This is a genomic window from Amycolatopsis tucumanensis (genome assembly GCF_021654135.1).
Classification (GTDB): Bacteria; Actinomycetota; Actinomycetes; order Mycobacteriales; family Pseudonocardiaceae; genus Amycolatopsis_E; species Amycolatopsis_E tucumanensis.
Window position 1 is genome coordinate 46,110 of sequence record NZ_JAKGSD010000004.1, and the last position, 25,264, is coordinate 71,373.

The window sequence follows — 25,264 nt, forward strand, 5'->3', positions numbered from 1 at the left end:
GCAGATCAACAGCGCCGGGCCTCAGGAGTCGATGCCGGCCCACACCTCCAGCTGGATCCCGTCCGGGTCGCGGAACACGATGACCGCGGAGCCGGGCAGCGTGCGCGACTGCTTGGCGGGGCTGTACTCGACCCCGTAGTCCGCGAGCCGCTGCTCCCACTGCTTGAGCTCGGCGAAGGTCGGCACCGTGAACGCGACGTGGTCCAGCCCGGTCCGGCGCTCGTCGAACGGGCCGCGCTCGGTGTCCGGGTGCTGCAGCAGGACCACCGAGAACGCGTCGCCGGGGGCCTGGAGCAGCACCTTGCGCAGGCCGGTCTCCGGATCCTCCCGCCGCCCGGTCTCCCGCAGGTCGAGCACGCGCTCGTACCAGGGCACACTCCGGTCGACGTCGGTCACCGTGAGCGCCAAGTGGTGCACTCCGGTCAGCTTCGACATGCAGTCCCTTCTCACCCGATCGAGCCCCCTCAGGAATGACAACGTCCCGTTCGGGTTCCCGGTTTCCACGGGTGTACCTGTGGACAACTCGAACTTTCATCCACAGGCTGTGGACAGCGTCAGCGGCCGCCGCCGACCGGCAGGATCGCGCCCACCGCGTAGGACGCGGCGGGCGAAAGCATCCACAGGACCGCCTCGGCGATCTCCTCCGGCCGGCCGGGGCGCGCGAGCGGGATCGTCGGCGCCAGCCGCTCCACCCGGTCCGGCAGCCCGGCCGCCGCGTGCAGGCCGGTGTCCACCAGGCCGGGCGCCACGGCGTTGACCCGCACCCCCTCGCCGGCCACCTCCTGCGCCAGTCCCCAGGTCAGCGTCTCGACCGCCGCCTTCGTCGCCGCGTAGTGCGTCCACTCGCCGGGCGAACCGGTGCGCGCGGCTGTGGACGAAATGTTGACCACTGCGCCACCGGACCCGCCGTACCGCGTCGACATCCGGCGCACCGCTTCCCGGCAGCACAGGAACACCCCGGTCACGTTGACGTCCAGCACTCGCCGCACCGTCGCCACGTCTTGGGAGTCCAGCCGCCCCGGCGTGTTGCCGGTGATCGCCGCGTTGTTCACCACCGCGGTGACCGGCCCCAGCCCGGCCGCCGCGTCGAACAACGCGATCACGTCCTCCTCGGACGCCACGTCGCCGCGGACGGCCAGCGCCTTCCGGTCCGCGGCGCGAACCCGGGCGGCGACCTCCTCGGCCGCCGCCGTGTCGCTCGCGTAGTTGATCACTACGTCGTACCCGCGCGCGGCGCCCAGCGTCGCGACCGCCGCGCCGATGCCCCGGCTGCCCCCGGTGACGACGAGGACCCCGCTCATATCACGAAGTTCTGCAGCGGCAGGTTCTCCAGCACCAGGTCGGCCCGGCTCGCGGTGGTCTCGATCAGGTCCGCGTTGCGCTGGTCGCTGCCCAGCGCCCGGCCCTTCGCCTCGACCAGCGTGCGGCCGTAGCGGCGGTGCCGGTTGACCAGCCGCTCGATCCGCTCCTGCTCGTCGGGCTTGAGGAACCAGATCTCCTCCAGCAGCCCGGGCACGTCGCTCCACGGCTCCTCGTCGACCAGCAGGTAGTTGCCCTCGGTGATGACCAGCGGCACCTCTGGCGGCACGCACACCGCGCCCGCGATCGGCTCCTCGATCTCGCGCCGGAACAGCGGCGCGTACACCGTCTCCTTGGTCTCCTTGATGCGGCGCAGCAGGCTCACGTAACCGAAGGCGTCGAAGGTGTCCGGCGCGCCTTTGCGGTCGGTCCGGCCCAGCCGCTGCAGCTCGACCTGCGCCAGGTGGAACCCGTCCATCCCGACCACGACCGCGCGGTTGCCGAGCGCGTCGGCCAGCCCGCGCGCCAGGGTGGTCTTGCCTGCCGCGGGCGCGCCCACGATCCCGAGGATGGACCGCCTCCCGCGCGTCACCAGGCCCTCCGCCCTGGTCAGCAGCTCGTCGAACGTCGGACTCGTCATCGCACTCCCAACTTCCCTACCTCCGGGACCCACGTCCGTGGCCCCGCGTGCCGCACCTTCTCCGCGGCCACTCCGTTGGCGAACCGGATCAGTTCCGGCAGCCCGAACCTCCCGACGCCGTGGACCAGCGCACCGTGCCAGACGTCCCCCGCGCCCAGTGTGTCCACCGCGGGCACCCGCGGCACCTCGATCTCACCAGCATCGTCGCTCGTTTCCCAGCGCACCGGGCCGGGGCCGTTCGTCACGACCACCGTGGGCACCCCGCGCTCACGCAGGCTCGGCCCCGGCGCGCGGAACCGCGCCGAGCAGGCCGCGATGTCGACCAGCGGCAGCAGGTCGTCCAGCACCGGTTTCCAGCTGCCCGCGTCCAGCACGACCGGCACGCCCCGGTCCCGAGCCCAGCGCGCCACGCCCAGCGCCAGCCGCGGCAGGTGCCCGTCGACCAGCACGGCTCGGACGCCGTCCGGCAGTTCGGACGGCATGGCGCCCGGGTTCGACCCGGCGTTGCGCGAGACGACGGTCCGCTCGCCGTCGCGGTCACGCACCGCGACGGCGCTCACCGCGGGGGGTTCGTCCTGCTCGGGGGCGATGTCCACGACCCGCACGCCGTGCGCGGCCAGGTCGGCGCGGGCCAGCCCGGCGAGCGGGTGCCTGCCCAGCGCCGTCACCAGCACGGCCTCCTCGCCGAGGGCCGCGACCGTGACGGCGGCGTTGGTCGCCGGCCCGCCCGCGGCAACCTCGACGCCGAGCGACTGCACCTTCTCGCCGGGGGACGGCAGCTCCGCCACCCGCTGCACGAGATCGACCGTGCACAGCCCCGCGAGCAGGACGGTCACGCCGACAACCCCGTCCGCACCGCCGACTCGACCTCCTCGACCTGGCCGTCCGCCCCGACGCGCAGCGCGCCGGTGATCAGCCCGACGACCTGGTTCATGCTGGTCGTCTTCGGCGAGACCACCCCGACCCGCTTGCCCAGCCGGTGCACGTGGATGCGGTCCGCGATCTCGAACACGTGCGGCATGTTGTGGCTGATCAACACGACCGGGAGGCCGCGCTGCCGGATCCGGTCGATCAGCTCCAGCACCTTCGCCGACTCGGCGACCCCGAGCGCGGCGGTCGGCTCGTCCATGATCACGGCCTTGGTGCCGAACGCCGCGGCCCGCGCGACCGCGACGCCCTGCCGCTGGCCGCCGGAGAGCGTCTCGACGGGCTGCGTGATCGACTTGATCTTGATGTCCAGCTCGTCGAGCACCCGCTGGGCCTCGGCGCGCATCTTCGCCGTGTCCAGCTTGCGGACCAGACCGAGCGGGCCACGGCGGCGGATCTCCCTGCCCAGGAACATGTTGGTCGCGATGTCCTGCGCCGGCGCCAGCGCCAGGTCCTGGTAGACGGTCTCGATGCCGCAGCGCCGCGCGTCCAGCGGCGTGCGGAAGTGCACCGGTTCGCCGTCGACGAAGATCTCGCCCGCGTCCGGCACCAGCGCCCCGGACAGGGCCTTGATCAGGCTCGACTTGCCCGCGCCGTTGTCACCGACCACGGCGAGCACCTCGCCCGGTTCGAGGTCGAAGTCCGCGCCGTCGATCGCGGTCACCCTGCCGAAGCGCTTGACCAGGCCGCGCGCCGAGAGTGTCGGGGTCATTTCTGCCTCCTGGCCAGCCGGTCCACGGCCACCGCGGCGATCACCAGCGCACCGGTGGCGACGTCCTGGTAGAGCGAGTCGACGCCGAGCTGGGTCAGCCCCGAGCGCAGCACCGTCACGATCAACGCACCCATCATCGTCCCGAACACCGATCCGCGTCCGCCGAACAGGCTGGTGCCGCCGAGGACGACCGCGGTGATCGAGTCGAGGTTGCCGAGCTGGTAGGCGTTCGGGTCGGCGTTGGGCACCCGGCCCAGCGCCTGCCACGCGGCGATGCCGAAGATCAGCCCGGCCACCAGGTACACCGACACGATCGTCCGGTTGACCTTGATGCCGCTCAGCCGCGCGGCTTCCGGCGCGTTGCCGACGGCGTAGACGTGCTTGCCCCACGCCGTCCTGGTCAGCGCGTACCAGAGCACGAGGTACATGACCAGCGCGAGCGTCATGCCGTAGGTGACCGGGATGCCGCCGAACAGGTAGCGGCGGGTGCCCAGCCAGGCGAGCAGCGAGTCGGGCGCGATCGGCACCGCCTGGCCGTCGGCGACCAGCTTGGCCGCCGCGGTGAGCATGGTGAACAAGCCGAGCGTGACGATGAACGGCGGCAGCTTGACCCGGGTGACCAGCGAACCGGTGACCAGGCCCAGCACGGCCGTGACCAGCACGCCGAGGATGAGCGCCAGCCCGCCGGGCACCCCGCCGACCAGCAGTTTCGCCATCAGCAGCGTCGCCAGGACCATCGCCGCCGCGTTCGACAGGTCGATGCCCGCGGTGAGGATGATCAGCGTCTGGCCGAGGGCGAGCGTGCCGACCACCAGCGACTGCTCGACCACCAGCGACAGGTTGTCCAGCTCCAGGAACGTGCTGGTGGACAACGAGAACACGACGACAGCGACCACCAGCGCGAGCGCGGGCCCGATCGCCGGGGCGCGCAGGAAGAACTCACCGAGCGACTCGCGCCGCTCCACAGTGGACGCCGTCATTTCGTCCCCCAGCAGTTCTGCAGGCCCCACGTGGTGTCCTGGCTGGGCACGCCGGGCATCGGGCGGTCGGTGATCACGACCGAGCCGGTGTCGATGAACCCGCTCGGCTTCTGGCCGGTCTGCGCGTACCGGACGGCGGCGGCGACGCCTTCTTCGGCCATCTTGCGCGGGAACTGCATGACCGTCGCCGCGTACTGGCCGTCGCGCACGTTCTGCACGCCCTGGCAGCCGCCGTCGATCGAGCCCATCAGGATCCGCAGCCCGCGGGCCTGCAATGCGGCGTACGCGCCACGCGCGGTCGGCTCGTTCATCGTGTAGACGGCGTTGAGGTCGGTGCTGCGCTGGAGCAGGTTCTCCATCTTCTGCTGCGCGATGGACTGGTCGCCGTTGGCGTTGTCCCGCCCGACGATCGCCGGATCGCCGTCCTTCAGGCCGATGCCCTCCAGGAACCCGTTGTGCCGGTAGGTGTCCACCGTGCTGCCCGCGGTGCCGTCGATCATGATCACCTTCGGGGCGGCGCCGGCGAGCGCGGCCTTGACGTAGGCGCCCTGCTGCCGCCCGGCCGCGACGTTGTCCGTCGCGTAGGTGGCGTCGACCGCGTCGGCCGGGTCCGTCGCGGTGTCCAGCGCGATCACCATGACCCCGGCCTGCCGCGCCCGCTCGATCGCGGCGAGCACGCCGGTCGAGGAGTTCGGGGTGATCAGGATGGTGGTGACGCCCTGCTGGACCATGTTCTCGATGGCCCGGACCTGGCCGTCGTTGTCGCCGTCGAACTGCCCGGCCAGCGCCATGAACTCGGCGCCCTGGGCCTGCGCGGCGGCGCTCGCCGCGTTGCGCAGCTCCACGAAGTACGGATTCGTTTCGGTCTTCGTCACCAGGCCGACCTTGGCCTGGCCGCTGCCCGCCGGAGCGGAACTCCCGCCCCAGTGGCGTTCGACGGTGCACCCGCTGACGGCCAGCAAGCCGGCCGTGACGAGGCACAGGAGACTCCGCTGTCTCACGCTGCCCTCCCCATCGAGGCTGATCGTTTGCCGACGGGGACGGTAGGAGGGCTTACACTACTCCGGCAAGCGTTTGCGCAAACGCTTGCGGATCGCTCGTGCTCGATGGAGAACTCTGATGCCGTCCAGGCCCACCCAGAAGGACGTCGCCGATCTGGCCGGCGTCTCGATCACCACCGTCTCACACGTGGTGAACGGGACCCGCGCGGTGGCCCCGGAAACCAAGGCCGCGGTGCTGCGCGCCATCGAGGAGACCGGCTACACCGGCGACGCGATCGCCCGTTCGCTGGTCACCGGCGGCACGCGGCAGATCGGCGTCGCGATCTCACTGCTCGCCAACCCGTACTTCGCGGCGCTGATGCAGGCGATCGAACGCGAAGCCGCCGCGGCCGGGTACACGGTGCTGCTCGCCGACACCCACGACACCGTGAAGACCGAGCAGGAGACGGTCCGGACGCTGCGGTCCCGGCGGGTCGAGGGGATGCTGCTGACCCCCGCGGCGGGCGATGGTCGCGTGATCAGCGAGCTGGTGTCGCTCGGGCTGCCGACCGTGCTGATCGACCGCCTGACCATGCGGACCGACGTGGACCAGGTCGGGTCGGAGAACATCCAGTCGACGTCGGCGCTGACCGAGCACCTGGCCTCGCTGGGGCACCGGCGGATCGGGTTCGTCAGCGGGATGCCCGGGCTGACCACGTCCGAGGAGCGGACGCTGGGCTACCGGCTCGGCCTCGGGCGCGGCGGGTTGTCGTGGAACCCGGAGCTGGTGGTGTCCGGGCACTCCTCGCGCGAGGGCGGCGCGGCGGCGACCGCGAAACTGCTCGCGCTGCCGGACCGGCCGACGGCGCTGGTGGTGGCCAACGACTCGATGATGGTCGGCGTGCTGCACGAGGTCCGCAGGCAGGGGTTGCGGGTCGGCGCGGACCTGGCGCTGGCCGGCTTCGACGACGTCGAGTGGTCGGACCTGGTGGAGCCGCCGCTGACCACGATGGCCCAGCCGATCGAGGAGATCGGCCGCCGCGCGGTGCGGTTGCTGCTGGCCCGGATCAAGGAGCCGGACCGCCCACACGAGACGGTCCGCCTGCCGCCGCGCCTGATGCACCGCGCCTCCTGCGGCTGTCACCTCTAGAGCGCTCGGCGAGTCCCACGTTCCCGCGCGCGAGTCCCACGCTCACGAACGCGAGTTCTGCGTTCTCGGGCGCGAGTTCCACGTTCGCTGCCACCCTTAGAGCGTGGCCGCCGCCTCTAGGAGCATCCAGGCGCCCAGCTGCACCGAGAGGTCCCGCGCCGGGTGGTTCTTCGGCAGGGGCGGGGTGGGCGCCGGCTCGTTCCACTCCGGACTGAACAGCGGGCCGCCGTACGCGTCGGCCGCTCCGGTCCACGCCGCCTCCGCGGAGGCGAGCACCAGATCGCGCGCCGCGTCCGCCTCCGGGCCTGCCGGCAACCGGTGCACGGCCAGCGCCAGGTACCGCGCCAGGATTCCCGCGAACAACCCGCCGTCGCCGCCGCCTTGACCGCGCAGCACCCCGCCCGGAGCGCAATTCGCGGCCACCGCCCGGATCGTGCGCGCTGCCCGGTCCAGTTCGGACATTTCCAGACACGCGCCGAGGAAAACCCCTTGGCAGTACGTGTAGATCTCCTGCACCAGGTCGCCGCTGTCCACCCGCAGCCCGTCCCACACCACCCCGGTGTCGGGGTCGACGAGCGTCTTCTCCATCCAGTCCAGCAGTTCCCGCGCCCGCTCCACGTCACCGGCCCTGGCGAACAGAATCGCCGCCGGGCCGTTCGACGGCGCGTTCTTGAACCGGTCCCCGCGCCGCCACCAGATGCCGCCGCCGCCCTCCGTCGTCCAGCCGGACCGCAGCTCGCCGAGGAAGAAGCCCACGTCCCGGCCGGTGCGCTGCAACGCGAGTCCCAGCCACGCCAGGTCGTCGTAGTAGTCGTTGCGCCAGCTGCCCCGGTTCCGCAGCCGCATCGACGACACGAACCGCTCGATCGCGGCCTCGCGCGCCGGCGTCGGGTCCCGCAGTTGCGCGTCGGTCAGGCAGTCCAGGAGGTGCGCCTGCCACCAGTAGTTCCAGTGCACGTGCAGCCGCTGATCGGGGGTCGCCGGCCAGCCGCTCCGGGCGAGCAGCGTGCCCGGCAGTCCCCAGAGCCGGCGCAGGTGCCGGGTGACGATCGCCCGTTCCGCGGCGGCGGCCCAGTCGCTGTGCATGAACCCATCATGGATTGGCCCTCGACATGTCGCTGGGTTCCGTCGACGATCAGGGGATGGCAACGGCGCATGTCACCTGTCCGCTCTGCGAGGCCACCTGCGGCCTGACGGTCACCTTCGACGGCAGCCAGGTCACCGAGGTGCGCGGGGACGCCGAGGACGTCTTCTCCCGCGGCTTCATCTGCCCCAAGGGCGCGTCGCTGGCCGCGCTGCACCACGACCCCGACCGCCTGCGCACCCCGCTCGTCAAGCGCGACGGCAAGCACGTCCCGGTCTCCTGGGACGAGGCGTTCGCCGAGATCAACGCGCGCCTGCTGCCGATCATGGAGGCGCACGGCCGCGACGCCGTCGCCGTGTACGCGGGCAACCCGAGCGTCCACAACCTGTCGACCGCGCTCTACGGCCGCGTCTTCTTCAAGGCCCTGGGCACCAAGAACTTCTACACCGCGGGCAGCGTCGACCAGCTGCCCAAGCACTACTCCAGCGGCTACCTGTTCGGCGACGGCATGACGATCCCGGTGCCGGACGTCGACCGCACCCAGCACCTGCTGGTGCTCGGCGCCAACCCGCTGGTCTCCAACGGCAGCCTGATGACCGCGCCGGACATGCGCGGGCGGCTCAAGGCGATCCGCGAGCGCGGCGGCAAGGTGGTCGTGGTCGACCCGCGCCGGACCCGCACCGCCCAGGTCGCCGACGAGCACCACCCGATCCGCCCCGGCACCGACGCGCTCCTGCTGTTCGCGCTGGTCAACGTGCTGTTCGCGGACGGGAGCGTGAGCCTTGGGCACCTCGCCGAGCACGTGACGGGCGTCGAGGACGTCGGCGAACTGGCCCGCGACTTCACCCCCGAGGCGGTCGCGCCGGTCACCGGCATCCCGGCAGGCGAAATCCGCCGGATGGCCCGCGAGCTCGCCGCCGCCGAGTCCGCCGCGGTCTACGGTCGGATCGGCACCACCACGCAGGCGTTCGGCACCCTCGCCAGCTGGCTGGTCGACGTGCTCAACGTCCTCACCGGCAACCTGGACCGCCCCGGCGGTGTGATGTTCCCGCTCGCCGCCGCCGGGCAGGCGAACAGCGCGCCCGGCAAGCGCCGCCCGTTCCGGCACGGCCGCTGGCGCACCCGCGTGCGCGGGCTGCCGGAGGTGCTCGGCGAGGTGCCGGTCGCGACGCTGGCCGACGAGATCCTCACGCCCGGCGACGGCCAGGTCCGCGCGCTGATCACCGTCAGCGGCAACCCGTGCCTGAGCACCCCGAACGCCGGTCGGCTCGCGGAAGCCCTGGCGCGGCTGGACTTCATGGTGTCGCTGGACATCTACCGCAACGAGACGACCCGGCACGCCGACGTCATCCTGCCCGGCCCCACCCCGCTCGAACGGGAGCACTACGACGTCGCGCTGTACCAGCTGGCCGTGCGCAACGTCGCGAACTGGACCCCGGCCGCGCTGACCAGCGAGCTGCCGCCGGAATGGGCGACCATGCTGCGACTCACCAGCATCGTCACCGGGCAGGGCCCGGATCCGGACATCGAGGCGCTGGACGCGTTCGTCGCAGGGCAGATCGCGCAGCGCGCCGGGCTCGACCCGGCCGTCGCGGGGGACCGGCGCGGGCCGGCGCGGCTGATCGACCTGATGCTGCGCGCCGGGCCGTACGACCTCACCCTGGCGGACCTCGAAGCCGCCCCGCACGGCGTGGACCTCGGGCCGCTTCGCCCGCGCCTGCCGGAAATCCTGTCGACGGCGAGCGGAAAGGTCGAGCTGGCGCCGGAGGCCATCACCGCCGACGTGCCACGCCTGGCCGCGGAACTGGCGCACGTGCCGGACGGTGAGCTGGTGCTAATCGGGCGGCGGCAGCTGTCGTCGAACAACTCGTGGATGCACAACCTGGAACCGTTGGTGCGCGGCAAGAACCGGTGCACCGTGCAGGTCCACCCGGACGACGCGGAGCGGCTCGGACTGGCCGACGGGGAGCCGGCGCTGGTCAGCTCCAAGGCGGGCAAGATCGAGGTGCCGGTCGAGGTGACCGAGGAGATCCGGCCGGGTGTGGTCAGCATCCCGCACGGCTGGGGCCACGGCGGGCCGGGCACGCAGACCGCGGTCGCGGCGGCGCACGCGGGCGTGAACAGCAACCTGGTGGCCGACGAAACCCTGCTGGACGCGCTGTCCGGAACCGCTGTGCTGAACGGGATTCCGGTCGAGGTGACGCCTACCAGGCCGCCGACAGGTCCGCGTGCTGCCTGATCCAGGCGTGCATCACGATGCCGGCGGCGACCCCGGCGTTGATCGAGCGCGTCGACCCGAACTGCGCGATCGACACGACCACCGCCGCCGCGTCGTGCGCCTCGGCGGACAGGCCGGGGCCCTCCTGGCCGAACAGCAGCACGCACTCCCTTGGCAGCTCAGCGGTTTCCACGCGCTGCGAGCCGGGGGTGTTGTCCACGGCGACGATCGCCAGGCCGCGCTCGCGCGCGTAGGTCAGCAGTGACGGCACGTCCGGGTGGTGTTCGAGGTGCTGGTACCGATCGGTGACCATCGCGCCGCGCCGGTTCCAGCGCCGCCGCCCGACGATGTGCACGGCGGCCGCGGCGAAGGCGTTCGCGGTGCGCACCACCGTGCCGATGTTGTGGTCGTGCTGGAAGTTCTCGATGGCGACGTGGAACGGGTGCCGTCGCCGGTCGATGTCGGCGACGATCGCTTCGCGCCGCCAGTACCGGTAGGCGTCCACGACGTTGCGGCGGTCGCCTTCGGCCAGCAGCTCCGGGTCGTACCGCTCGTCGGTTGGCCACTCGCCCTCCCACGGGCCGACGCCGACCGGTTCCCGGGCGGTCCACTCGGTCGGGCCGGTCTCCTCGCTCATCGGCGGGCCCCGGACAGGTCCGCGAGCAGGTCCGCGGTCGCGGTGGTGAGGTCCTGCTGGGTCAGCTCACCGGGGAACACCGCGGCGATGTGCTCGGTGGTGAAGAACACGGTCTGGGTGGTGATCCGCTGCGCCACCTCCGCCGGGAGGTGGTTGCTCGACCCGAGGACGTCGTCGATCGTCACGAACGTCGACTGCAGCGGCGGCAGCGGTGCGTGGCCGGGCCGCCACCCGGTGCGTGCGGCAAGCGCTTGCACCCCGTCGGCGAAGGCGTCCTGCGCGGCCCGCGCGCGGGGGCGCATGACCAGCCCGGCGACCACGCCGCAGAGCAGGATGCCGAGCAGGATCAGGAGGATGACCACACGGAGGATTGTGTCCTAGGCCTGCGGCATGGCGTGCGTCGACGGGTGCTCGCGGTGCTTCCAGCGCAGGTACGCGCCCGCGTAGGAGAAGACCACCAGCGCCAGCGCGACCACGGCGACCACCGGCAGCATCGAGCGCGGGAACACCGTGTCGTAGAGGTAGTAGGCGTTGAAGCCGCCCGGCAGCGGGCCCAGGCCCTGCAGGCCGCGGAAGTAGTCCTCCAGCGCCGTCAGCGGGCAGGGGATCGGGAAGACGTTGACCACCACACCCCAGATGGCGAAGAACACGTGCACGAAAATGCTGCGCGGCCAGCGCCAGGCGAGAAACCCGCCGAGGCCGATGTAAAGCAGGGCCAGAATGTGTAATCCGACCGTTATGTCGGCCAGAACTCCCGCGATCGTCACGCCGCCCCCTTCCCGCGATTCCCCTGGTATCGAGGTTACTCCTGATCAAGGCAGGAATGTCGACTCGAATTCCGGAGATCACTTCGGGGTTTCCCCCTAGGGGGCGGCGTGAATCGGCTACAGACCCAAGTCGTCGAGGTCCAGCAGATACCGGTAGGTGAGGCCTTCCTTCTCGATGGCCTCACGCGCGCCGGTGCCGCGGTCGACGACCGTCGCCACGCCGACCACGGTCGCGCCCGCCTCGGTGAGCGCCTCGACGGCGGTCAGCACACTGCTGCCGGTGGTCGAGGTGTCCTCCACGGCGAGCACCCGCTGCCCGGCGACCTCGATGCCCTCGATGCGGCGCTGCATGCCGTGCGACTTCGTGGCCTTGCGCACCACGAACGCGTCGAGGACCTTCCCGTCCGCCGACGCCGAGTGCAGCATCGCGGTCGCGACCGGGTCCGCGCCGAGGGTGAGCCCGCCCACCGCCACGTAGTCCCAGTCCGCCGTGAGCTGCCGCATGAGCCGGCCGATGAGGGGGGCCGCCGCGTGGTGCAGCGTGGCCCGCCGCAGGTCGATGTAGTAGTCGGCCTCCTTGCCGGAGGCCAGCGTCACCTTGCCGTGCACCACCGACAGCTCGGTGATGAGACGTGCCAGTTCGAACTTCGCTGCCTGATCCAACCCGGGGTTCGCCACGCCCGGAAGTCTTACACACGACCACGACAGGCTTGCGCTCTCGACGGTCAACGTGCGGGCCACGGAGATCAACGAGCTGCTCGACCTGGTGGCGGGCTCCCGCCCCCCGCGCCTCCCGCGCGTCACCGGTCGCTGATCGTCCGCGCCACCTCGTCCACCACGGTGCGCGTCGAGGGGGGCCACACCAGCCACGTCACCAGTTCCAGCGCCGGGTCCACCACCGGCCGCCACGGCCAGCCCGGCAGCAGCCGCGTCGCGGAGTGTTCGGTCAGCAACACGGCGTCCGACTTCGTCGCCTCGGCGCATGCCCGCGCGTGCTCGGAGAACTGCGCGAACTGCCACAGCGGCACCACACCCGCGTCGTGCGCCGCGACGACCAGGCGGTCGTGCGCGACCGGCACCTGCTGCCTCCCGTGGGCGAGGATCCGCACCCCGTCCAGGTCCCGCAGCCGGCACGCCGGGCCGTCGGCCAGCGGGTGCCCTGGCCGGACGGCGACCCCGAACGGCTGGTCGAACAACCGCGCGCCCCGCAAGCTGCCGGCCGGCTGCTCGTGCACCAGGCCCAGGTCGAGCCTGCCCTCGCGGACCATCCGGAGCTGCTCGGTGCTGCTCGCCTCGGTGAGGGCGACCGCCGCGTGCGGGACCGCCGCGTCGAGCGCGGCCAGCGTGTCCAGCAGCCACTCCGCGGACAGCCCGGGCGGGATGCCGATCCCCACCACCTCACGGGACCGGCCCGCGGCCGCGTGTGCGGTCTCCCTGGTGGCGTCCGCCAGGCGCAGCAGGAGCACCGCGTGCGCGTGCAGCGCGGCGCCGGCCGGCGTGAGCGTCGTGCCCGTCGCCCCGCGCTCCAGCAGCGGCGCCCCGATGTCCCGTTCGAGCTGCCGGATCTGACGGCTCAGCGACGGCTGGGTGAGGTGCAGCCGTTCCGCCGCACGGGTGAGCGAGCCCTCGGTCGCGACGGCGACGAAGTACCGCAGGTGACGCAGCTCCACGCGCTTCTCCCCTGCCTGTGAGGCATGACCGGGCTGATTAACCGGCATTGGACAGGCACGTGTCAAGGCACGTGTACTACTTCCTGCCTCTCAGGCAGGACATCAATGGAGAAGGGACGCTCAACGATGAGTCGAACTCCCGGCCGGGACCCGTACCGCTGGGTGGTGCTGGTGCTGTCCTGGGCCGCGTTCACGATGACGTCGGTGGACCGGTCGACGTGGGGACCGGCGTCGGTCGCGGTGGGCGAGCACCTGGGGGTCTCGCTCACCGGTCTGGGCGTCTTCGCCACCGGCTACTACGTCGGCTACGTCATCTCGAACGCGGCCGGCGGCGTCCTCACCGACTGGCTCGGCGCGCGGGTCGTGATGGGCGCGTCGCTGTTCCTCGCCGGCGGGTTCATGATCCTGTTCGGCGAGACCGACTCCGTGCCGGTCGGCATCGCGTTCCAGGCCGCGGTCGGGATCTTCGCCGGCTGCGACTACTCGGCCGGCGTGAAGCTGATCGCGCAGTGGTTCACGCCGAAGGACCGCGGGTTCGCGATGGGCGTGTTCATGACCGCGACCTCGCTCGGCACGGTGATCGCCAACGCGGTCGTGCCGCGGCTGCTCGAATCCGCCGGGTGGCAGACGTCGTACCACGTGTTCGGCGGCGCCTCGATGGTCATCGCGGTGCTGTGCCTGCTCCTGGTGCGCACGCGGACCGAAGACGCGGCCGAACGCGCGGTGCCGGACCTGCGCCCGCTGGCCCGCTCGCGTGATCTGTGGCTGCTCGGGCTGGCCGGGTTCGGCGGCCTGTGGGGCACCTACGGGTTCATCACGTGGTCCAACGCGTTGATGGTCAAGGGCAACGGGCTGACCGGGGTGCAGGCGGGCGGGGTGGTCGCGATCTTCGGGATCGCCGCCATCGCGGCCAAGCCGTGCATCGGGTTCGTGTCCGACCTGCTCGGCGGCAGGCGGAAGGCGTTGACCGTCGTCGTGCTCGGCGCGTTCGTGGTGGCGCTGCTGGTGTTCGGCACGCGGGACAGCCTGACCGGCTTCCTGTGGGTGGCGCCGTTCCTCGGCGTCGCGGCCTACGTCTACAGCCCGCTGATGGTCGCGATGATTCCGCGCATCGCCGGGGTCGGCCTGGCCGGTTCGGCGGCCGGTGCGACGAACGCGTTCTGGCAGCTCGGCAGCACGGTCGTGCCGGTGGTGCTTGGCGCGGTGTTCCAGGCGACCCATTCGTTCTTCGCGGCGTTCGCCACGCTGGCCGCAGGCCCGCTCGTGGGAGCGCTGCTCATGCTCGGCGTCCGCGAACAGCAGCCGGCGCCGGATCGCGAGAAGGAGGCTGTGTGAACTACGACGTGATCGTCGCCGGTGGCGGTTCGGCCGGGATCGCCGCGGCGGTCGGCGCGCGGCGGGCCGGGGCCAGGACGCTGCTGATCGAGCGCGGACCGTGCCTGGGCGGGGCGGCGACGTTGCGGAACGTGGTGACGTACTGCGGGTTGTTCACGCGGGAGGACCGCGAGCAGGTGGTGTTCGGCGTGGCGGGCGAGGTGCTCGACGGGCTGCGCGAGCTGGGCGCGGTGAGCGAGCCGACGCGCTTCACCGCGGTGGCGGTGGTGTTCGATCCGGAAGCGGTGAAGCGGGTCGCCGACGACCTGTGCGACGCCGCCGGGGTGGACGTGCTGCTGCACTCGCACCTGCTGGACGCGTCCAGAGTGGACGATCGCGTTCGGACGGTGCGGGTGGCCGATCACGCCGGGGTGCACGAGTACTCCGCGGACGTGTTCGTGGACGCCACCGGTGAAGCCGACCTGGCGCAGCACGCGGGCGCGGAGGTGCGGTACGGCAACGACGGCTGGGTGCAGAACGGCACGCTGGGTGTGCGGTTCGGCGGGATCGCGGCGAACGCCGAGGTCTCGCGGGATGCGGTGCGGGAGGCGGTCCGGGCGGCGAAGGTTCGTGGTTTGCCCGGCCTGACGGCGGAATCCGGGTTGATCGCGCGGATGCCGGTGTCCGGCGACCTGATCACGTACCTGGCGGACGAGGGCTACGACGCGCGCGACGCCGCAGACACGAGCCGAGCCGAACGCAGCGCACGACGGCAGGCCGCGGCGTACCTGCGGGTGATCCGGACGTTGCCGGGGTGCGCGGACGCCTACATCGTCAGCACGGGCCCGGAACTGGGCACGCGCGAGTCGCGGCACCTGGTCGGACGGGTCCAGCTGACCGAGAAGGACGTGCTGTCGCCGGCCCCCGCGGACGACGCGGTGGCGATCGGCGCGTGGCCGATCGAGTACCACCCGGGGGTGGGGGTGCCGTCGGAGTGGCGGTTCATCGGCGAGCCGGGTTACTACGGCATCCCGCTCGGCGTGCTATGGAGCCGGAACACGCTGAACCTGTTCTGCGCGGGCCGGACCGTGGACGGCGACCGTGGTGCGGGCGCTTCGCTGCGCGCCATGGGGACGGCCTTCGCGACCGGCCACGCGGCGGGGGTGGCGGCGGCGCTGAGTGCCCGGGGTGCGGTGAGCGCGGCCGCCGTGCGGGAGGAACTGCAGCGCCAGGGCGCACGACTGCCGGATTGAGCCCCCGCCTGCCGCAGCGTGGCCTGCGCTGCTTCCCGCTGGGCGCCCGCGCTGCGGCACCCGGCGCCTCGGCTCCCGCCGGCGTGGCGGGGTGCCGGGCCTGCCGACCCGGGCCGCCCGGCGCGAGAGATTCCGCGACGCCCGGTCGGATTTCCCGCCTGACTGCCCGGCGCGACCGCTCCGGGACTCCGGCTACCGGCCCGCACCGCCTGGGGTCAGCATCTCCGCCACCGCCCGGGCGGACGCCTCCAAATCACCGGTCACCTCGGGCGGCATCGCGCCGCTGAGCCACAGCGTCGCGAAACCGTGCACGATCGACCAGGCCGCGACCTGCGCCAGCTTCCCCTCCGACACCGCGTCCGCCATCACCGCCCACGCCCGCTGCCGCGCCGCCAGCAGGTCCGCGTCCTCGGCGTGGTGCAGGTCCGGCCGGAACATCACGTCGAAGTGCGCGCGGTGCCCCACCGCGAACCGCACGTACGCGACGCCGATCTCCACCAGGCCCTGGTCCCGGGCAGCGGTGAGGGCGTCGGCCAGCAGGTCGTACCCCTCGGTCGCCAGCGCGGTCACCACGCCGGCCTTGTCGCGGAAGTGGTGCACCGGCGCCGCGTGTGACACGCCGGCCCGTCGCGCCACCTCGCGCAGGCTCAGGGCCGCGACGCCGTGCTCGCCGATCGTCTTGGCGGCGGCTTCGAGGATCGCGCGCCGCAGGTCGCCGTGGTGGTAGGAGCGCTCAGCCATGCCCTCAGCATATCTTTCCATTGACAAGATGCGAGCGTGAGAGCAATCTTGTCACTGACAAGATGTGGAGGAGACCCATGGCACCGCTGATCATCCTGATCGTCGTCACGCTGGTCCTCGCGCTCGCCGGCGCGGCCGGGGTCCGGTGGCTCAGACCGTGGCCGCTGGCCGTGCGCGGCGGCGTCGCTGCGATGTTCACCGCGACCGGCATCTCGCACTTCGTGGGCATGCGGGAGCAGCTCATCGACATGGTCCCGCCGGCGCTGCCCGCGCCTGCCCTGCTGGTGACCGTCACCGGAGTCCTGGAGCTCGCCGGCGCCGTCGGTGTGCTGTGGCCGCGCACCGCCCCGTGGGCCGCGGCCGGGCTGACCGCCATGCTCGTGCTGATGTTCCCGGCGAACGTCTACGCGGTGCAGAGCGGCGTGCTCACCGCGTGGGACGACCAGATCGTCCCGCGCACGCTCATGCAGGTCGTGTTCCTGGCCGCCACGCTGACGGTCTTCGTGCACGCCCGCCGCGGCGATCAGGCCCGGCTGAACCGGCCCGCCCACTCGCGCAGCTGATCACGCAGCTCCGGCGGCCCGACCACGCGGAACTCGGCGCACAGCGAACCCAGCGCCAGCGCGGGCCAGTCCAGGGAGGCGGTCGTCATCCGCACCCGGCACCGGCCTTCGTCGACCTCCTCGACCGTGCCCCACCGGCCGATCCGCTCGCGCGCCACCGCCGCCGGGACGTCGACGACGACTTCGACCTCGTACGGCTGCGGCAGCGCGCCGAGCGAGCTGCGGACGAACTCGGCGGCGTCGCCGGTGGGCAGTTCGCGTGGCCGGAACCGGGCGCCGGTGCCGCGTGGACCGCTGATCCGGTCGATGCGGAAGTTGCGCCACGCGTGCCGGGTGAGGTCGTAGGCCACCAGGTACCACTGCCGCCCGAGCGGGACCAGCCGCAACGGCTCGACCTCCCGCTCGGACTCGCGGCCCCCGGCGTCGGTGTAGCCGAAGCGGAGGCGTTCGCTGTCCCTGCAGGCCAGCGCGATCGTGGTGAGCAGGCCGGGGTCGATCCGGGGCGCGGACGCGCCGGGCCAGGTCGCCGGCACGGTCATCGCCCGCAGCGCGTCGACCCGGCGGCGCAGCCGGGCCGGCATCACCTGCACGACCTTCGCCAGCACCCGCACCGACGACTCCGCGATGCCGTCGACCGAACTCTGCGCGGCCGTCTGGAGTCCGACGGTCAGCGCCACCGCCTCTTCGTCGTCCACCACGAGCGGCGGCAGCGACGCGCCCGCGGCGAGCTGGTAGCCGCCGTCGACACCGCGCTGCGCCTCCACCGGGTAGCCCAGCTCGCGCAGCCGGTCGATGTCCCGGCGCAGGGTGCGCGGCGAGACGCCCAGCCGCTCGGCCAGTTCACTGCCCGGCCAGTACCGGTGGGTCTGCAGCAGGGACAGCAACCGCAGCGTCCGCGAGCTCGTGTTCGCCATGTTCCCGATTCTCGCGCAATTGCGGTCAAAAAGTGGCCGCAAGGCGTTCTACCTTGGTCTCAACGACGACGAAGGGACTCCGAAATGACCTCCACCGAGACCGTCACCGGCGAGCGCGCGGACCTGCTGGCCATGCTGGCGAAGCACCGGTTCTTCCTGACCTTCACCACGCGCGGCCTGACCGACGACCAGGCCCGGCAGCGCACCACGGCGAGCGAGCTGTGCCTCGGCGGGCTGATCAAGCACGTGACCTCGGTCGAGCGCGGGTGGGCGAACTTCCTCGTCGAGGGCGCTCCCGCGATGCCGAACTTCGAGGAGATGACGGAGGAGGACTTCAAGCAGCGGGAGAACGAGTTCAAGCTGCTGCCGGACGAGACGCTGGCCGGCGTGATCGCCGAGTACGAAGCGGTCGCGCGCCGCACCGACGAGCTGGTCGGCACCATCGACCTGAACGCGAGCCACGAGCTGCCGAAGGCGCCGTGGTTCACCGACACGGAGTGGTCGAACCGGCGCGTGCTGATGCACATCATCGCCGAGACCGCGCAGCACGCCGGCCACGCCGACATCATCCGCGAATCCCTGGACGGCCAGAAGAGCATGGGCTGACCGGCGAGTCCCAGTCGATGCGGTGTCCGTACAGCCAGTCCATTGCTTCCGGTCCCGGCCGGTACAGCTTGAACAGCAACGGGAGCAGGTGCCGCATCACCGGACCGAGTGTCTTGCCGTCGCCATTGCGCTTGCCCTGCGCCACCACGCGTTCCACCCGGTGGCGGCGCAGGGATTCGTACGTGGTGAACGCGTCGTGCACGTCGCCGGCGTCGCGCAGGCACTTCGCGAGCACGACCGCGTCTTCGATGGCCATCGACGCGCCCTGGCCCGAAGCCGGTGAGGTGGCGTGCGCCGCGTCGCCGACGATGATCATGCGGTTCCGGTGCCAGACCGGCACCTTCGGGAAGTCGTAGGTGTTCCAGCCCGCGAAGATCTCGTCGGTGGCGGTCACGAGATCGCGGGCGGGACCGTCGTCCTCGGCGAAGAGGTCGAGGAGCCGGGCGCGCCACTCGTCCGCGGTGACGGCGGCCAGTTCTTCGCGTGTCTGCTCCCGAGGCTGGCGCGGGTTCGCGAACCACCACACGTCGCCGTCGGGGTGGACGACGTAGGAGTAGAAGCAGCCGCGTCCGAACACCATGTGCATCTCGCCGGGCTCGACGTCGAGCCGCAGCCCCCTGGCGTAGCCCCCGGTGTTGAGCAATGGCACGTACCGGGGCGGCGGCGCCCCGGGATCGATGATCGTCCGTACGGTCGAGCGCAGGCCGTCGGCGCCGATCAGCAGGTCGGCGTGCGCGGTGCTGCCGTCGGCGAAGGTGGCCGTCACGCCGCCGGCCTCCGGGGCGGCGGCGACCAGCCGCTTGCCGTACTCGGTCGGCACGCCGCGTCGCACCGCCTCGTCGCGCAGCGAGTCGTAGAGATCGGCCCGCCTGATGGTGTGCGTGCCGGTCCCGTCGGGCAACGCGGCGCCGAAGCCGAACTCGGCCATGGGTTTCTTCCCGCCCATGCCGATGGACATTTTCGTGGTCGCGAACCCCTTGTCGCGCACCACCGCCTGCAGGTCGAGGGCGCCGAGCGCCGCGACGCCGTTGACTGCCAGGGTCAGGAACGCTCCGACGCCGTCCGCGCCACGGTTGTACGCCTCGTAGACGGTCGCCTCAATGCCGGCCCGTCGCAGTGCCATCGCCGTGACCGGACCGGCGATGCCGCCGCCGATCACCAGTGCCTTGATAGTCATAACATGACTATACATATCATAACTATCGAGTCAAGGCGGCGGTTAAGGTCGTTGGCGTGGCGAGGAGCATTCATCGGCGGTCCGTGCTGGCACTCGTGCTGCTCTCCCTGCTGGCTGAGCAGCCCATGCACCCGTACCGCATGCGCGAGCTGATCAAGGAGCGCGGCAAGGACCGGATCGCGAACGTTGCGCAGCGCAACAGCGTGTATCAGACCATCGACCGCCTGTTGCGCGCCGAGCTGATCGCCGTCCGGGAGACCGAGCGCGACGAGCGCCGTCCCGAGCGCACCGTCTACGAGATCACCGACGCCGGCCGGGCGGCCCTCCGCGAGTGGACCGCCGAGATGCTCGGCAGCCCAGCGCGCGAGTTCCCGGAGTTCCCGGCAGCGCTCGCCACCCTCATGGTCCTGACCCCGGACGAGGCGCTCGCCCGGCTGTCCGACCGTGCGGCCGAGCTGTCCGCCTCGCTGGCGGCCGACCGCGCGGCACTCCAGGCGGTTCCCGGCCTCCCGCGCCTGTTCCTCCTGGACGAGGAGTACTCGATCGCCGTTCGCGAGGCGGAGCTGAAGTGGGTCGACCGCCTGCTGGCGGCGCTCCGGTCCGGTGAGCTCACCTGGTCGGAGGCCTCGATACGCGCCGTGGCGGAGAAGTTCGCGTAGGTGTCAGCGGCGGCGTCAGCGCGGTGGCGGCCCGGTGTCAGCGCTCCCGGCGAAAGTTGTCCTCGACAGCAGGAACAACGAGCACAGGAGAGCACGATGCAGAACTTCGACACCGCCGCCCCGATGGTCGCCGTCGCCGACATTCCCGCCGGGAGCATCCGGTTCGTGGCCGCCGACCGGGCCGACACCACCGTCGAGGTCCGGCCGGGGGACGCCGCGAAGAGGCGTGACGTGCGGGCGGCCGAGCAGACGACCGTGGCCTACGCCGACGGCGTGCTGCGGATCGCTGGCCCGGCCGGGAACCAGGTCCTCGGCAGCTCCGGCTTCGTCGCGGTGACGGTACAGCTGCCCGCGGGGTCGTGCGTCGAGGCGACCGGCGCCGGCCTCGATCTGCGTGGCACCGGGCGGCTCGGCGAGGTCGTCGTCGAGGGCGCGCACGGCGAGGTCGAACTCGACGAGGCGGCGGCCGTCCGGGTCGAGACGCAGGCAGGCGACGTCACGGTCGGCCGCCTGACCGGCTCCGCGCGGATCGGCACCCGCAAGGGCGACATCCGCATCGCCGAGGCCGAGCGCGGCGAGGTCGTGCTCCGCACCGAGGCCGGTGACGTGTCGGTCGGCGCCGCCGCGGGGGTTTCCGCCTCGCTGGACGCGGGCACCAGCTTCGGCCGGATCCGCAACGCGCTCCGCAACGACGGGACCGCCGGCCTGACGATCCGCGCGACCACGGACTACGGCGACATCCACGCACACAGCCTGTGAAGCGGGTCAGGTCCCGAGCCCCAGGGCGGTGAACCCGTCCTGGGGTGTGCGGCTCAGGTGCGGTCGCGACCCGCGACGAGGCTGCTGATCCGCCGCAGCAGGCCGCGCGGCAGCAGGCCGCCGATGGCGACGATCGCCTTGTACTGGGGTGACGGGATGGAGATGACCTTCCCGCGCCGCAGGTCGGCCAGGCCCTCGGCGACCACCCGGTCGGCCTTGAGCCAGAACGCCTTCGGGCCCGGCTTCTCCAGCCCGGCCCGCTCGTGGAACTCGGTCTCGGTGAAACCCGGGCACAGCGCGGTCATCCGAATGCCGGCAGGCAGCGCCGCCGCGATGCCCTCGGTGAACGAGGTGACCCAGTTCTTGCTCGCCGTGTACGTCGAGCCGCGGCCGGAGAAGAAACCGGCCACGCTGGACACGTTGATGATGTCGCCGCGGCCGCGCTCGATCATCCCGGGCAGGGCCGCCCGGGTCAGGCGCAGCACGGCGGTCACGTTCACGTCCAGCTGCGCCTGCAGCTCGTCCACCGGCGCGGTCCAGAACTCGCCGGCCAGGCCGAACCCGGCGTTGTTGACCAGCATGTCGACCGGCTCCGCGGCCAGCCGCTCCTCGACGGCCGCCCGGCCCTCCGCCGACGCGAGGTCCGCGGGCAACGTGACCGCCTTGATCCGGTGCCACCGCGACAGCTCGCCGGCAAGCGCTTCCAGCCGCTCCGCGTTGCGGGCGACGAGGACCAGGTCGTAACCCTCCTCGGCGAGCCGGCGCGCGAACGCGGCGCCGATCCCGGCGGTCGCGCCGGTGACGAGCGCGGTGCTCACTGGGCGGGCCCGGCCGGCGGCGGCGTGCTCAGGCCCGGCTGCTCGGACTGGCCGGGCTGCCAGTGACGACCGGCCGCCGGGTACTCCTCGTCGAACGGGTCCACGATGTCGGCGATCTCGCCGAGGTCGCGAAGCAGGCGCTCCAGCCGGGACGGCCCGGCCTGCGGCGCGACGCTGGCGAGCACCCACTCGTTCTCCAGCCACGCCACGCCGACGTCACCGCCGAGCGCGTCGGCGGCGTCCACGAGCTCCTGGGTGATGACCGCGCGGGCGCCTTCGGGGTCGTCGGCGAACGCGTAGCGCTGGCCCACCGGACCGAGCAGCTCCGGCATGTCCGCGCGCTGGAACGGCACGCTCGCCAGCCACAGCTCGACGAGCACCGGGTGCACGCGGTTGCAGCGCACGGCGACCACGACCGCCGGGATCTGGCCGTCGGCCTCGATGTCGAACACGAACACCGGGCGGCGGCCGTCGGCGGTGAAGGTCGAGCCGACGACGACGTTGACCGCCGTCTCGGCGCGGAAGTACCCGAGCGCGCCGCCGGACCACTGCCGGACGAGCCGCTCGTCCTCCTCCACGAACTGCCATCCGCGCAGGTCGGACCAGCGCATCCGCTCCCGGTTGCGGGAGCCCTCCCTGGTCCGGTCGACGGCGAGCAGCAGCAGCCCCGCCACCAGTGCGACGGCGGCGATGACGAACCAGACCCACGCCGGAATACCCACGAGGGTGAGGGTAGCGCGCCGGGCCGCTGAACCAAGGTCAGCGGCCCGTGTCGCAACCCGTTAGTCCGCCCGGGTGACCACGAGCGTGTCGCCCGCGTTCAGGTCCGGCACGTCCACGCGCACCGTGTCACCGTCGCGGACCTCGCCTGCCAGCAGCTTCTTCGCCAGCTGGTCGCCGATCGCCGACTGCACCAGCCTGCGCAGCGGACGGGCGCCGTAGATCGGGTCGAACCCGTTCAGCGCGAGCCAGTCGCGGGCGCCGGGGGTGACGTCCAGCGTCAGGCGGCGCTGGGCCAGCCGGGTGGCCAGCTTCGCCACCTGGATGTCCACAATGGACGTCAGCTGCTCGGTGTCGAGCGAGTGGAACACCACGATGTCGTCCAGCCGGTTCAGGAACTCCGGCTTGAAGTGCCGCTGCACCGTGGACAGCACCGCGTCCCGCCGCTGCTGCTCGTCGAGGGAGGCGTCCGCGATCGCCTGCGAACCGAGGTTCGAGGTCAGGATCAGGATCGTGTTGCGGAAGTCGACCGTGCGGCCCTGGCCGTCGGTCAGCCGCCCGTCGTCGAGCACCTGCAGCAGCACGTCGAACACGTCCGGGTGCGCCTTCTCGACCTCGTCCAGCAGCACCACCGAGTACGGCCGCCGCCGGACGGCCTCGGTCAGCTGACCGCCCTGGTCGTAGCCGACGTAGCCCGGGGGAGCGCCGACCAGCCGCGCGACGCTGTGCTTCTCGCTGTACTCGCTCATGTCGATGCGGGTCATCGCGCGCTCGTCGTCGAACAGGAACTCCGCCAGCGCCTTGGCCAGCTCGGTCTTGCCGACGCCGGTCGGGCCGAGGAACAGGAACGAACCGGTCGGCCGGTCCGGGTCCGCGACACCGGCGCGCGTGCGGCGCACCGCGTCCGACACCGCCTGGACCGCCTCGCGCTGGCCGACCACCCGCCTGCCCAGCTCCTCCTCCATGCGGAGCAGCTTGCCGGTCTCGCCTTCGAGCAGGCGGCCGGCCGGGATGCCGGTCCAGGCCGAGACCACGTCGGCCACGTCGTCCGCGCCGACCTCTTCCTTCAGCATGACGTCGGCGCCGGACGAGCTGTTCGCGGTGTTGCGCTGCGCGGCTTCCAGGTCCTTCTCCAGCGCCGGGATCTTGCCGTAGCGCAGCTCGGCGGCGCGGCCCAGGTCGGCGTCGCGCTCGGCCCGGTCGGCCTCGCCACGCAGCTGCTCCAGCTGCTCCTTCAGCTCGCGGACCTTCTCGATCGAGCCCTTTTCGTTCTGCCACCGGGCGGTCAGCGCGGAGAGCTCCTCGCGCTTCTCGGCCAGCTCGGCGCGCAGCGCGGCCAGCCGCTCGATCGAGGCCGGGTCCTCCTCCTTGGACAGCGCCATCTCCTCGATCTCCAGGCGCCGCACGGCGCGCTCGACCTCGTCGATCTCGACGGGGCGGGAGTCGATCTCCATGCGCAGCCGGGACGCGGCCTCGTCGACCAGGTCGATCGCCTTGTCCGGGAGGAAGCGTGCGGTGATGTAGCGGTCGGACAGCGTCGCGGCCGAGACCAGCGCGGCGTCGGTGATGCGGACACCGTGGTGCACCTCGTAGCGCTCCTTGAGGCCACGCAGGATGCCGATGGTGTCCTCGACCGACGGCTCGCCGACCAGCACCTGCTGGAAGCGCCGCTCCAGGGCCGCGTCCTTCTCGATGTGCTGGCGGTACTCGTCGAGCGTGGTGGCGCCGACCATGCGCAGCTCACCGCGGGCGAGCATCGGCTTGATCATGTTGCCCGCGTCCATCGCGCCCTCGCCGGTCGCGCCCGCGCCGACGATGGTGTGCAGCTCGTCGATGAACGTGATGACCTGGCCCGCCGACTCGGTGATCTCCTTGAGGACGGCCTTGAGCCGCTCCTCGAACTCACCGCGGTACTTCGCGCCGGCGACCATCGAACCCAGGTCCAGCGCCACGACCCGCTTGCCGCGCAACGACTCCGGCACGTCGCCGGCCACGATCCGCTGGGCGAGGCCCTCGACGATCGCGGTCTTGCCGACGCCCGGCTCGCCGATCAGGACGGGGTTGTTCTTGGTGCGCCGCGACAGCACCTGGACCACGCGGCGGATCTCCGCGTCGCGGCCGATCACCGGGTCCAGCTCGCCCTTGCGGGCGCGGTCGGTCAGGTCGACGCCGTACTTCTCCAGCGCCTTGAACGTGCCCTCGGGGTCGGGGCTGGTGATGCGGGCCGAGCCGCGCACCTTGGTGAACGCCTCGCGCAGCGCGTCCGGGGTGGCGCCGTGCCGCTTGAGCAGGTCCGCCACCTGGCCGCCCTCCGCGGCGAGGCCGACCATCAGGTGCTCGGTGGAGACGTACTCGTCACCGAGCTCGGTCGCGAGCTTCTGGGCGTGCGTCAGCGACTTCACCGCGGGCGGGTCGAACTGCGGAGTGGACACGGTCGCGCCGGTCGCGGAGGGCAGCCCCTGCGTGATCGGCTCCAGCTCCTTGTGCACCTGCCGCGGATCGGCGCCGACCGCCGTCAGCAGCGGGCCGGCCAGCCCGTCGCCCTGCGCCAGCAGCGCGCCGAGCAGGTGTGCGGCGGTGACGCTGGGGTTGCCCGCCACGGTCGCCGCCTGCGCCGCCGACGAGATCGCCTGCTGGGTCTTCGTCGTCGGGTTGAAAGCGTCCATCCCACACTCC

General features: G+C 72.1%; 27 protein-coding genes. 8 read left to right on the top strand and 19 right to left on the bottom strand.

The features are described from left to right. Positions 1 to 21: 21 nt before the first annotated feature. The 7 genes from L2C96_RS06510 to L2C96_RS06540 form a co-directional block, all read right to left on the bottom strand. Positions 22 to 435, bottom strand: coding sequence for a VOC family protein (locus L2C96_RS06510; protein ID WP_020418406.1), 414 nt, complete (start codon positions 433 to 435; stop codon positions 22 to 24). Between the two features lie 119 nt (positions 436 to 554). Then, positions 555 to 1,301, bottom strand: a complete 747-nt coding sequence (locus tag L2C96_RS06515; protein WP_020418405.1) for an SDR family oxidoreductase — start codon at positions 1,299 to 1,301, stop codon at positions 555 to 557. Beyond that, positions 1,298 to 1,939, bottom strand: a complete 642-nt coding sequence (locus tag L2C96_RS06520) for a nucleoside/nucleotide kinase family protein (protein WP_020418404.1) — start codon at positions 1,937 to 1,939, stop codon at positions 1,298 to 1,300. The genes L2C96_RS06515 and L2C96_RS06520 overlap by 4 nt, the downstream gene beginning before the upstream one ends. After that, positions 1,936 to 2,775 carry a PfkB family carbohydrate kinase gene (locus L2C96_RS06525; RefSeq protein WP_237335545.1) on the bottom strand — a complete coding sequence of 280 codons (840 nt, stop codon included), beginning with the start codon at positions 2,773 to 2,775 and terminating at the stop codon, positions 1,936 to 1,938. The genes L2C96_RS06520 and L2C96_RS06525 overlap by 4 nt, the downstream gene beginning before the upstream one ends. Further along, complete coding sequence (locus tag L2C96_RS06530; protein ID WP_020418402.1) at positions 2,772 to 3,578, bottom strand: ATP-binding cassette domain-containing protein; 807 nt, start codon at positions 3,576 to 3,578, stop codon at positions 2,772 to 2,774. The genes L2C96_RS06525 and L2C96_RS06530 overlap by 4 nt, the downstream gene beginning before the upstream one ends. Next, the gene (locus L2C96_RS06535) at positions 3,575 to 4,558 is read right to left on the bottom strand and encodes an ABC transporter permease (protein WP_020418401.1); all 984 of its coding nucleotides are present in this window, start codon (positions 4,556 to 4,558) and stop codon (positions 3,575 to 3,577) included. The genes L2C96_RS06530 and L2C96_RS06535 overlap by 4 nt, the downstream gene beginning before the upstream one ends. After that, positions 4,555 to 5,559 (bottom strand): substrate-binding domain-containing protein, encoded by a 1,005-nt coding sequence (locus L2C96_RS06540; protein ID WP_027935929.1) that lies wholly within the window; start codon positions 5,557 to 5,559, stop codon positions 4,555 to 4,557. Before L2C96_RS06540 ends, L2C96_RS06535 begins: the two co-directional genes overlap by 4 nt. Positions 5,560 to 5,677: 118 nt before the next feature. On the opposite strand from L2C96_RS06540, the gene L2C96_RS06545 reads away from it, so the two are divergent. After that, positions 5,678 to 6,688 (top strand): LacI family DNA-binding transcriptional regulator, encoded by a 1,011-nt coding sequence (locus tag L2C96_RS06545; protein WP_237335546.1) that lies wholly within the window; start codon positions 5,678 to 5,680, stop codon positions 6,686 to 6,688. A gap of 96 nt (positions 6,689 to 6,784) precedes the next feature. Here L2C96_RS06545 and L2C96_RS06550 read toward each other — a convergent pair whose 3' ends face one another. Then, complete coding sequence (locus tag L2C96_RS06550) at positions 6,785 to 7,774, bottom strand: glycoside hydrolase family 76 protein (protein WP_237335547.1); 990 nt, start codon at positions 7,772 to 7,774, stop codon at positions 6,785 to 6,787. A gap of 56 nt (positions 7,775 to 7,830) precedes the next feature. Here L2C96_RS06550 and L2C96_RS06555 point away from each other — a divergent pair, with 56 nt between their 5' ends. Further along, complete coding sequence (locus tag L2C96_RS06555) at positions 7,831 to 10,011, top strand: molybdopterin-dependent oxidoreductase (RefSeq protein WP_237335548.1); 2,181 nt, start codon at positions 7,831 to 7,833, stop codon at positions 10,009 to 10,011. Here the strand turns inward: L2C96_RS06555 and L2C96_RS06560 are convergent. From L2C96_RS06560 to L2C96_RS06580, 5 genes are all read right to left on the bottom strand, one after another. Further along, complete coding sequence (locus tag L2C96_RS06560) at positions 9,977 to 10,627, bottom strand: TrmH family RNA methyltransferase (RefSeq protein WP_237335549.1); 651 nt, start codon at positions 10,625 to 10,627, stop codon at positions 9,977 to 9,979. The genes L2C96_RS06555 and L2C96_RS06560 overlap by 35 nt on opposite strands. After that, a complete protein-coding gene (locus L2C96_RS06565; RefSeq protein WP_237335550.1) occupies positions 10,624 to 10,989 on the bottom strand; it encodes a hypothetical protein in 366 nt (121 codons plus the stop codon). Before L2C96_RS06565 ends, L2C96_RS06560 begins: the two co-directional genes overlap by 4 nt. Positions 10,990 to 11,004: 15 nt before the next feature. Next, positions 11,005 to 11,388, bottom strand: coding sequence for a DUF2784 domain-containing protein (locus L2C96_RS06570; RefSeq protein WP_237335640.1), 384 nt, complete (start codon positions 11,386 to 11,388; stop codon positions 11,005 to 11,007). A gap of 123 nt (positions 11,389 to 11,511) precedes the next feature. Next, entirely contained in the window at positions 11,512 to 12,072 is a 561-nt protein-coding gene (gene pyrE / locus L2C96_RS06575; protein WP_027935926.1) for an orotate phosphoribosyltransferase, read from the bottom strand. A gap of 122 nt (positions 12,073 to 12,194) precedes the next feature. After that, on the bottom strand, positions 12,195 to 13,064 hold the full coding sequence (locus L2C96_RS06580; RefSeq protein WP_020418390.1) for a LysR family transcriptional regulator: 870 nt from the start codon (positions 13,062 to 13,064) through the stop codon (positions 12,195 to 12,197). A 126-nt stretch (positions 13,065 to 13,190) separates the two neighbouring features. Here L2C96_RS06580 and L2C96_RS06585 point away from each other — a divergent pair, with 126 nt between their 5' ends. Further along, positions 13,191 to 14,399: an MFS transporter gene (locus L2C96_RS06585; RefSeq protein WP_237335551.1), complete on the top strand. Its 1,209-nt coding sequence runs from the start codon at positions 13,191 to 13,193 to the stop codon at positions 14,397 to 14,399. Then, positions 14,396 to 15,631, top strand: a complete 1,236-nt coding sequence (locus tag L2C96_RS06590) for an FAD-dependent oxidoreductase (RefSeq protein ID WP_237335552.1) — start codon at positions 14,396 to 14,398, stop codon at positions 15,629 to 15,631. The genes L2C96_RS06585 and L2C96_RS06590 overlap by 4 nt, the downstream gene beginning before the upstream one ends. 192 nt (positions 15,632 to 15,823) lie before the next feature. On the opposite strand, the gene L2C96_RS06595 is transcribed toward L2C96_RS06590, so the two are convergent. Next, a complete protein-coding gene (locus L2C96_RS06595) occupies positions 15,824 to 16,372 on the bottom strand; it encodes a TetR/AcrR family transcriptional regulator (RefSeq protein ID WP_237335553.1) in 549 nt (182 codons plus the stop codon). A 77-nt stretch (positions 16,373 to 16,449) separates the two neighbouring features. On the opposite strand from L2C96_RS06595, the gene L2C96_RS06600 reads away from it, so the two are divergent. Then, positions 16,450 to 16,935 carry a DoxX family protein gene (locus L2C96_RS06600; RefSeq protein WP_237335554.1) on the top strand — a complete coding sequence of 162 codons (486 nt, stop codon included), beginning with the start codon at positions 16,450 to 16,452 and terminating at the stop codon, positions 16,933 to 16,935. On the opposite strand, the gene L2C96_RS06605 is transcribed toward L2C96_RS06600, so the two are convergent. Then, positions 16,896 to 17,849 carry a helix-turn-helix transcriptional regulator gene (locus L2C96_RS06605; protein ID WP_237335555.1) on the bottom strand — a complete coding sequence of 318 codons (954 nt, stop codon included), beginning with the start codon at positions 17,847 to 17,849 and terminating at the stop codon, positions 16,896 to 16,898. The genes L2C96_RS06600 and L2C96_RS06605 overlap by 40 nt on opposite strands. Before the next feature lie 84 nt (positions 17,850 to 17,933). Here L2C96_RS06605 and L2C96_RS06610 point away from each other — a divergent pair, with 84 nt between their 5' ends. Continuing rightward, positions 17,934 to 18,455 (top strand): DinB family protein, encoded by a 522-nt coding sequence (locus L2C96_RS06610; protein ID WP_020418384.1) that lies wholly within the window; start codon positions 17,934 to 17,936, stop codon positions 18,453 to 18,455. On the opposite strand, the gene L2C96_RS06615 is transcribed toward L2C96_RS06610, so the two are convergent. Continuing rightward, entirely contained in the window at positions 18,415 to 19,632 is a 1,218-nt protein-coding gene (locus L2C96_RS06615; RefSeq protein WP_237335556.1) for an FAD-dependent oxidoreductase, read from the bottom strand. The genes L2C96_RS06610 and L2C96_RS06615 overlap by 41 nt on opposite strands. Positions 19,633 to 19,688: 56 nt before the next feature. On the opposite strand from L2C96_RS06615, the gene L2C96_RS06620 reads away from it, so the two are divergent. Together L2C96_RS06620 and L2C96_RS06625 are read left to right on the top strand one after the other, a co-directional pair. Further along, positions 19,689 to 20,291, top strand: coding sequence for a PadR family transcriptional regulator (locus L2C96_RS06620; protein ID WP_027935923.1), 603 nt, complete (start codon positions 19,689 to 19,691; stop codon positions 20,289 to 20,291). A gap of 96 nt (positions 20,292 to 20,387) precedes the next feature. Then, positions 20,388 to 21,050, top strand: a complete 663-nt coding sequence (locus L2C96_RS06625) for a DUF4097 family beta strand repeat-containing protein (protein ID WP_237335557.1) — start codon at positions 20,388 to 20,390, stop codon at positions 21,048 to 21,050. A gap of 53 nt (positions 21,051 to 21,103) precedes the next feature. Here the strand turns inward: L2C96_RS06625 and L2C96_RS06630 are convergent, their stop codons facing one another. From L2C96_RS06630 to clpB, 3 genes are read right to left on the bottom strand one after another with little or no spacing between them, the layout of a single operon-like run. Continuing rightward, entirely contained in the window at positions 21,104 to 21,868 is a 765-nt protein-coding gene (locus tag L2C96_RS06630) for an SDR family NAD(P)-dependent oxidoreductase (RefSeq protein ID WP_237335558.1), read from the bottom strand. Then, positions 21,865 to 22,590, bottom strand: coding sequence for a TtfA family protein (locus tag L2C96_RS06635; RefSeq protein WP_020418377.1), 726 nt, complete (start codon positions 22,588 to 22,590; stop codon positions 21,865 to 21,867). The genes L2C96_RS06630 and L2C96_RS06635 overlap by 4 nt, the downstream gene beginning before the upstream one ends. A 60-nt stretch (positions 22,591 to 22,650) precedes the next feature. Further along, the gene (clpB, locus tag L2C96_RS06640; protein ID WP_020418376.1) at positions 22,651 to 25,254 is read right to left on the bottom strand and encodes an ATP-dependent chaperone ClpB; all 2,604 of its coding nucleotides are present in this window, start codon (positions 25,252 to 25,254) and stop codon (positions 22,651 to 22,653) included. Between the last annotated feature and the right edge of the window lie 10 nt (positions 25,255 to 25,264).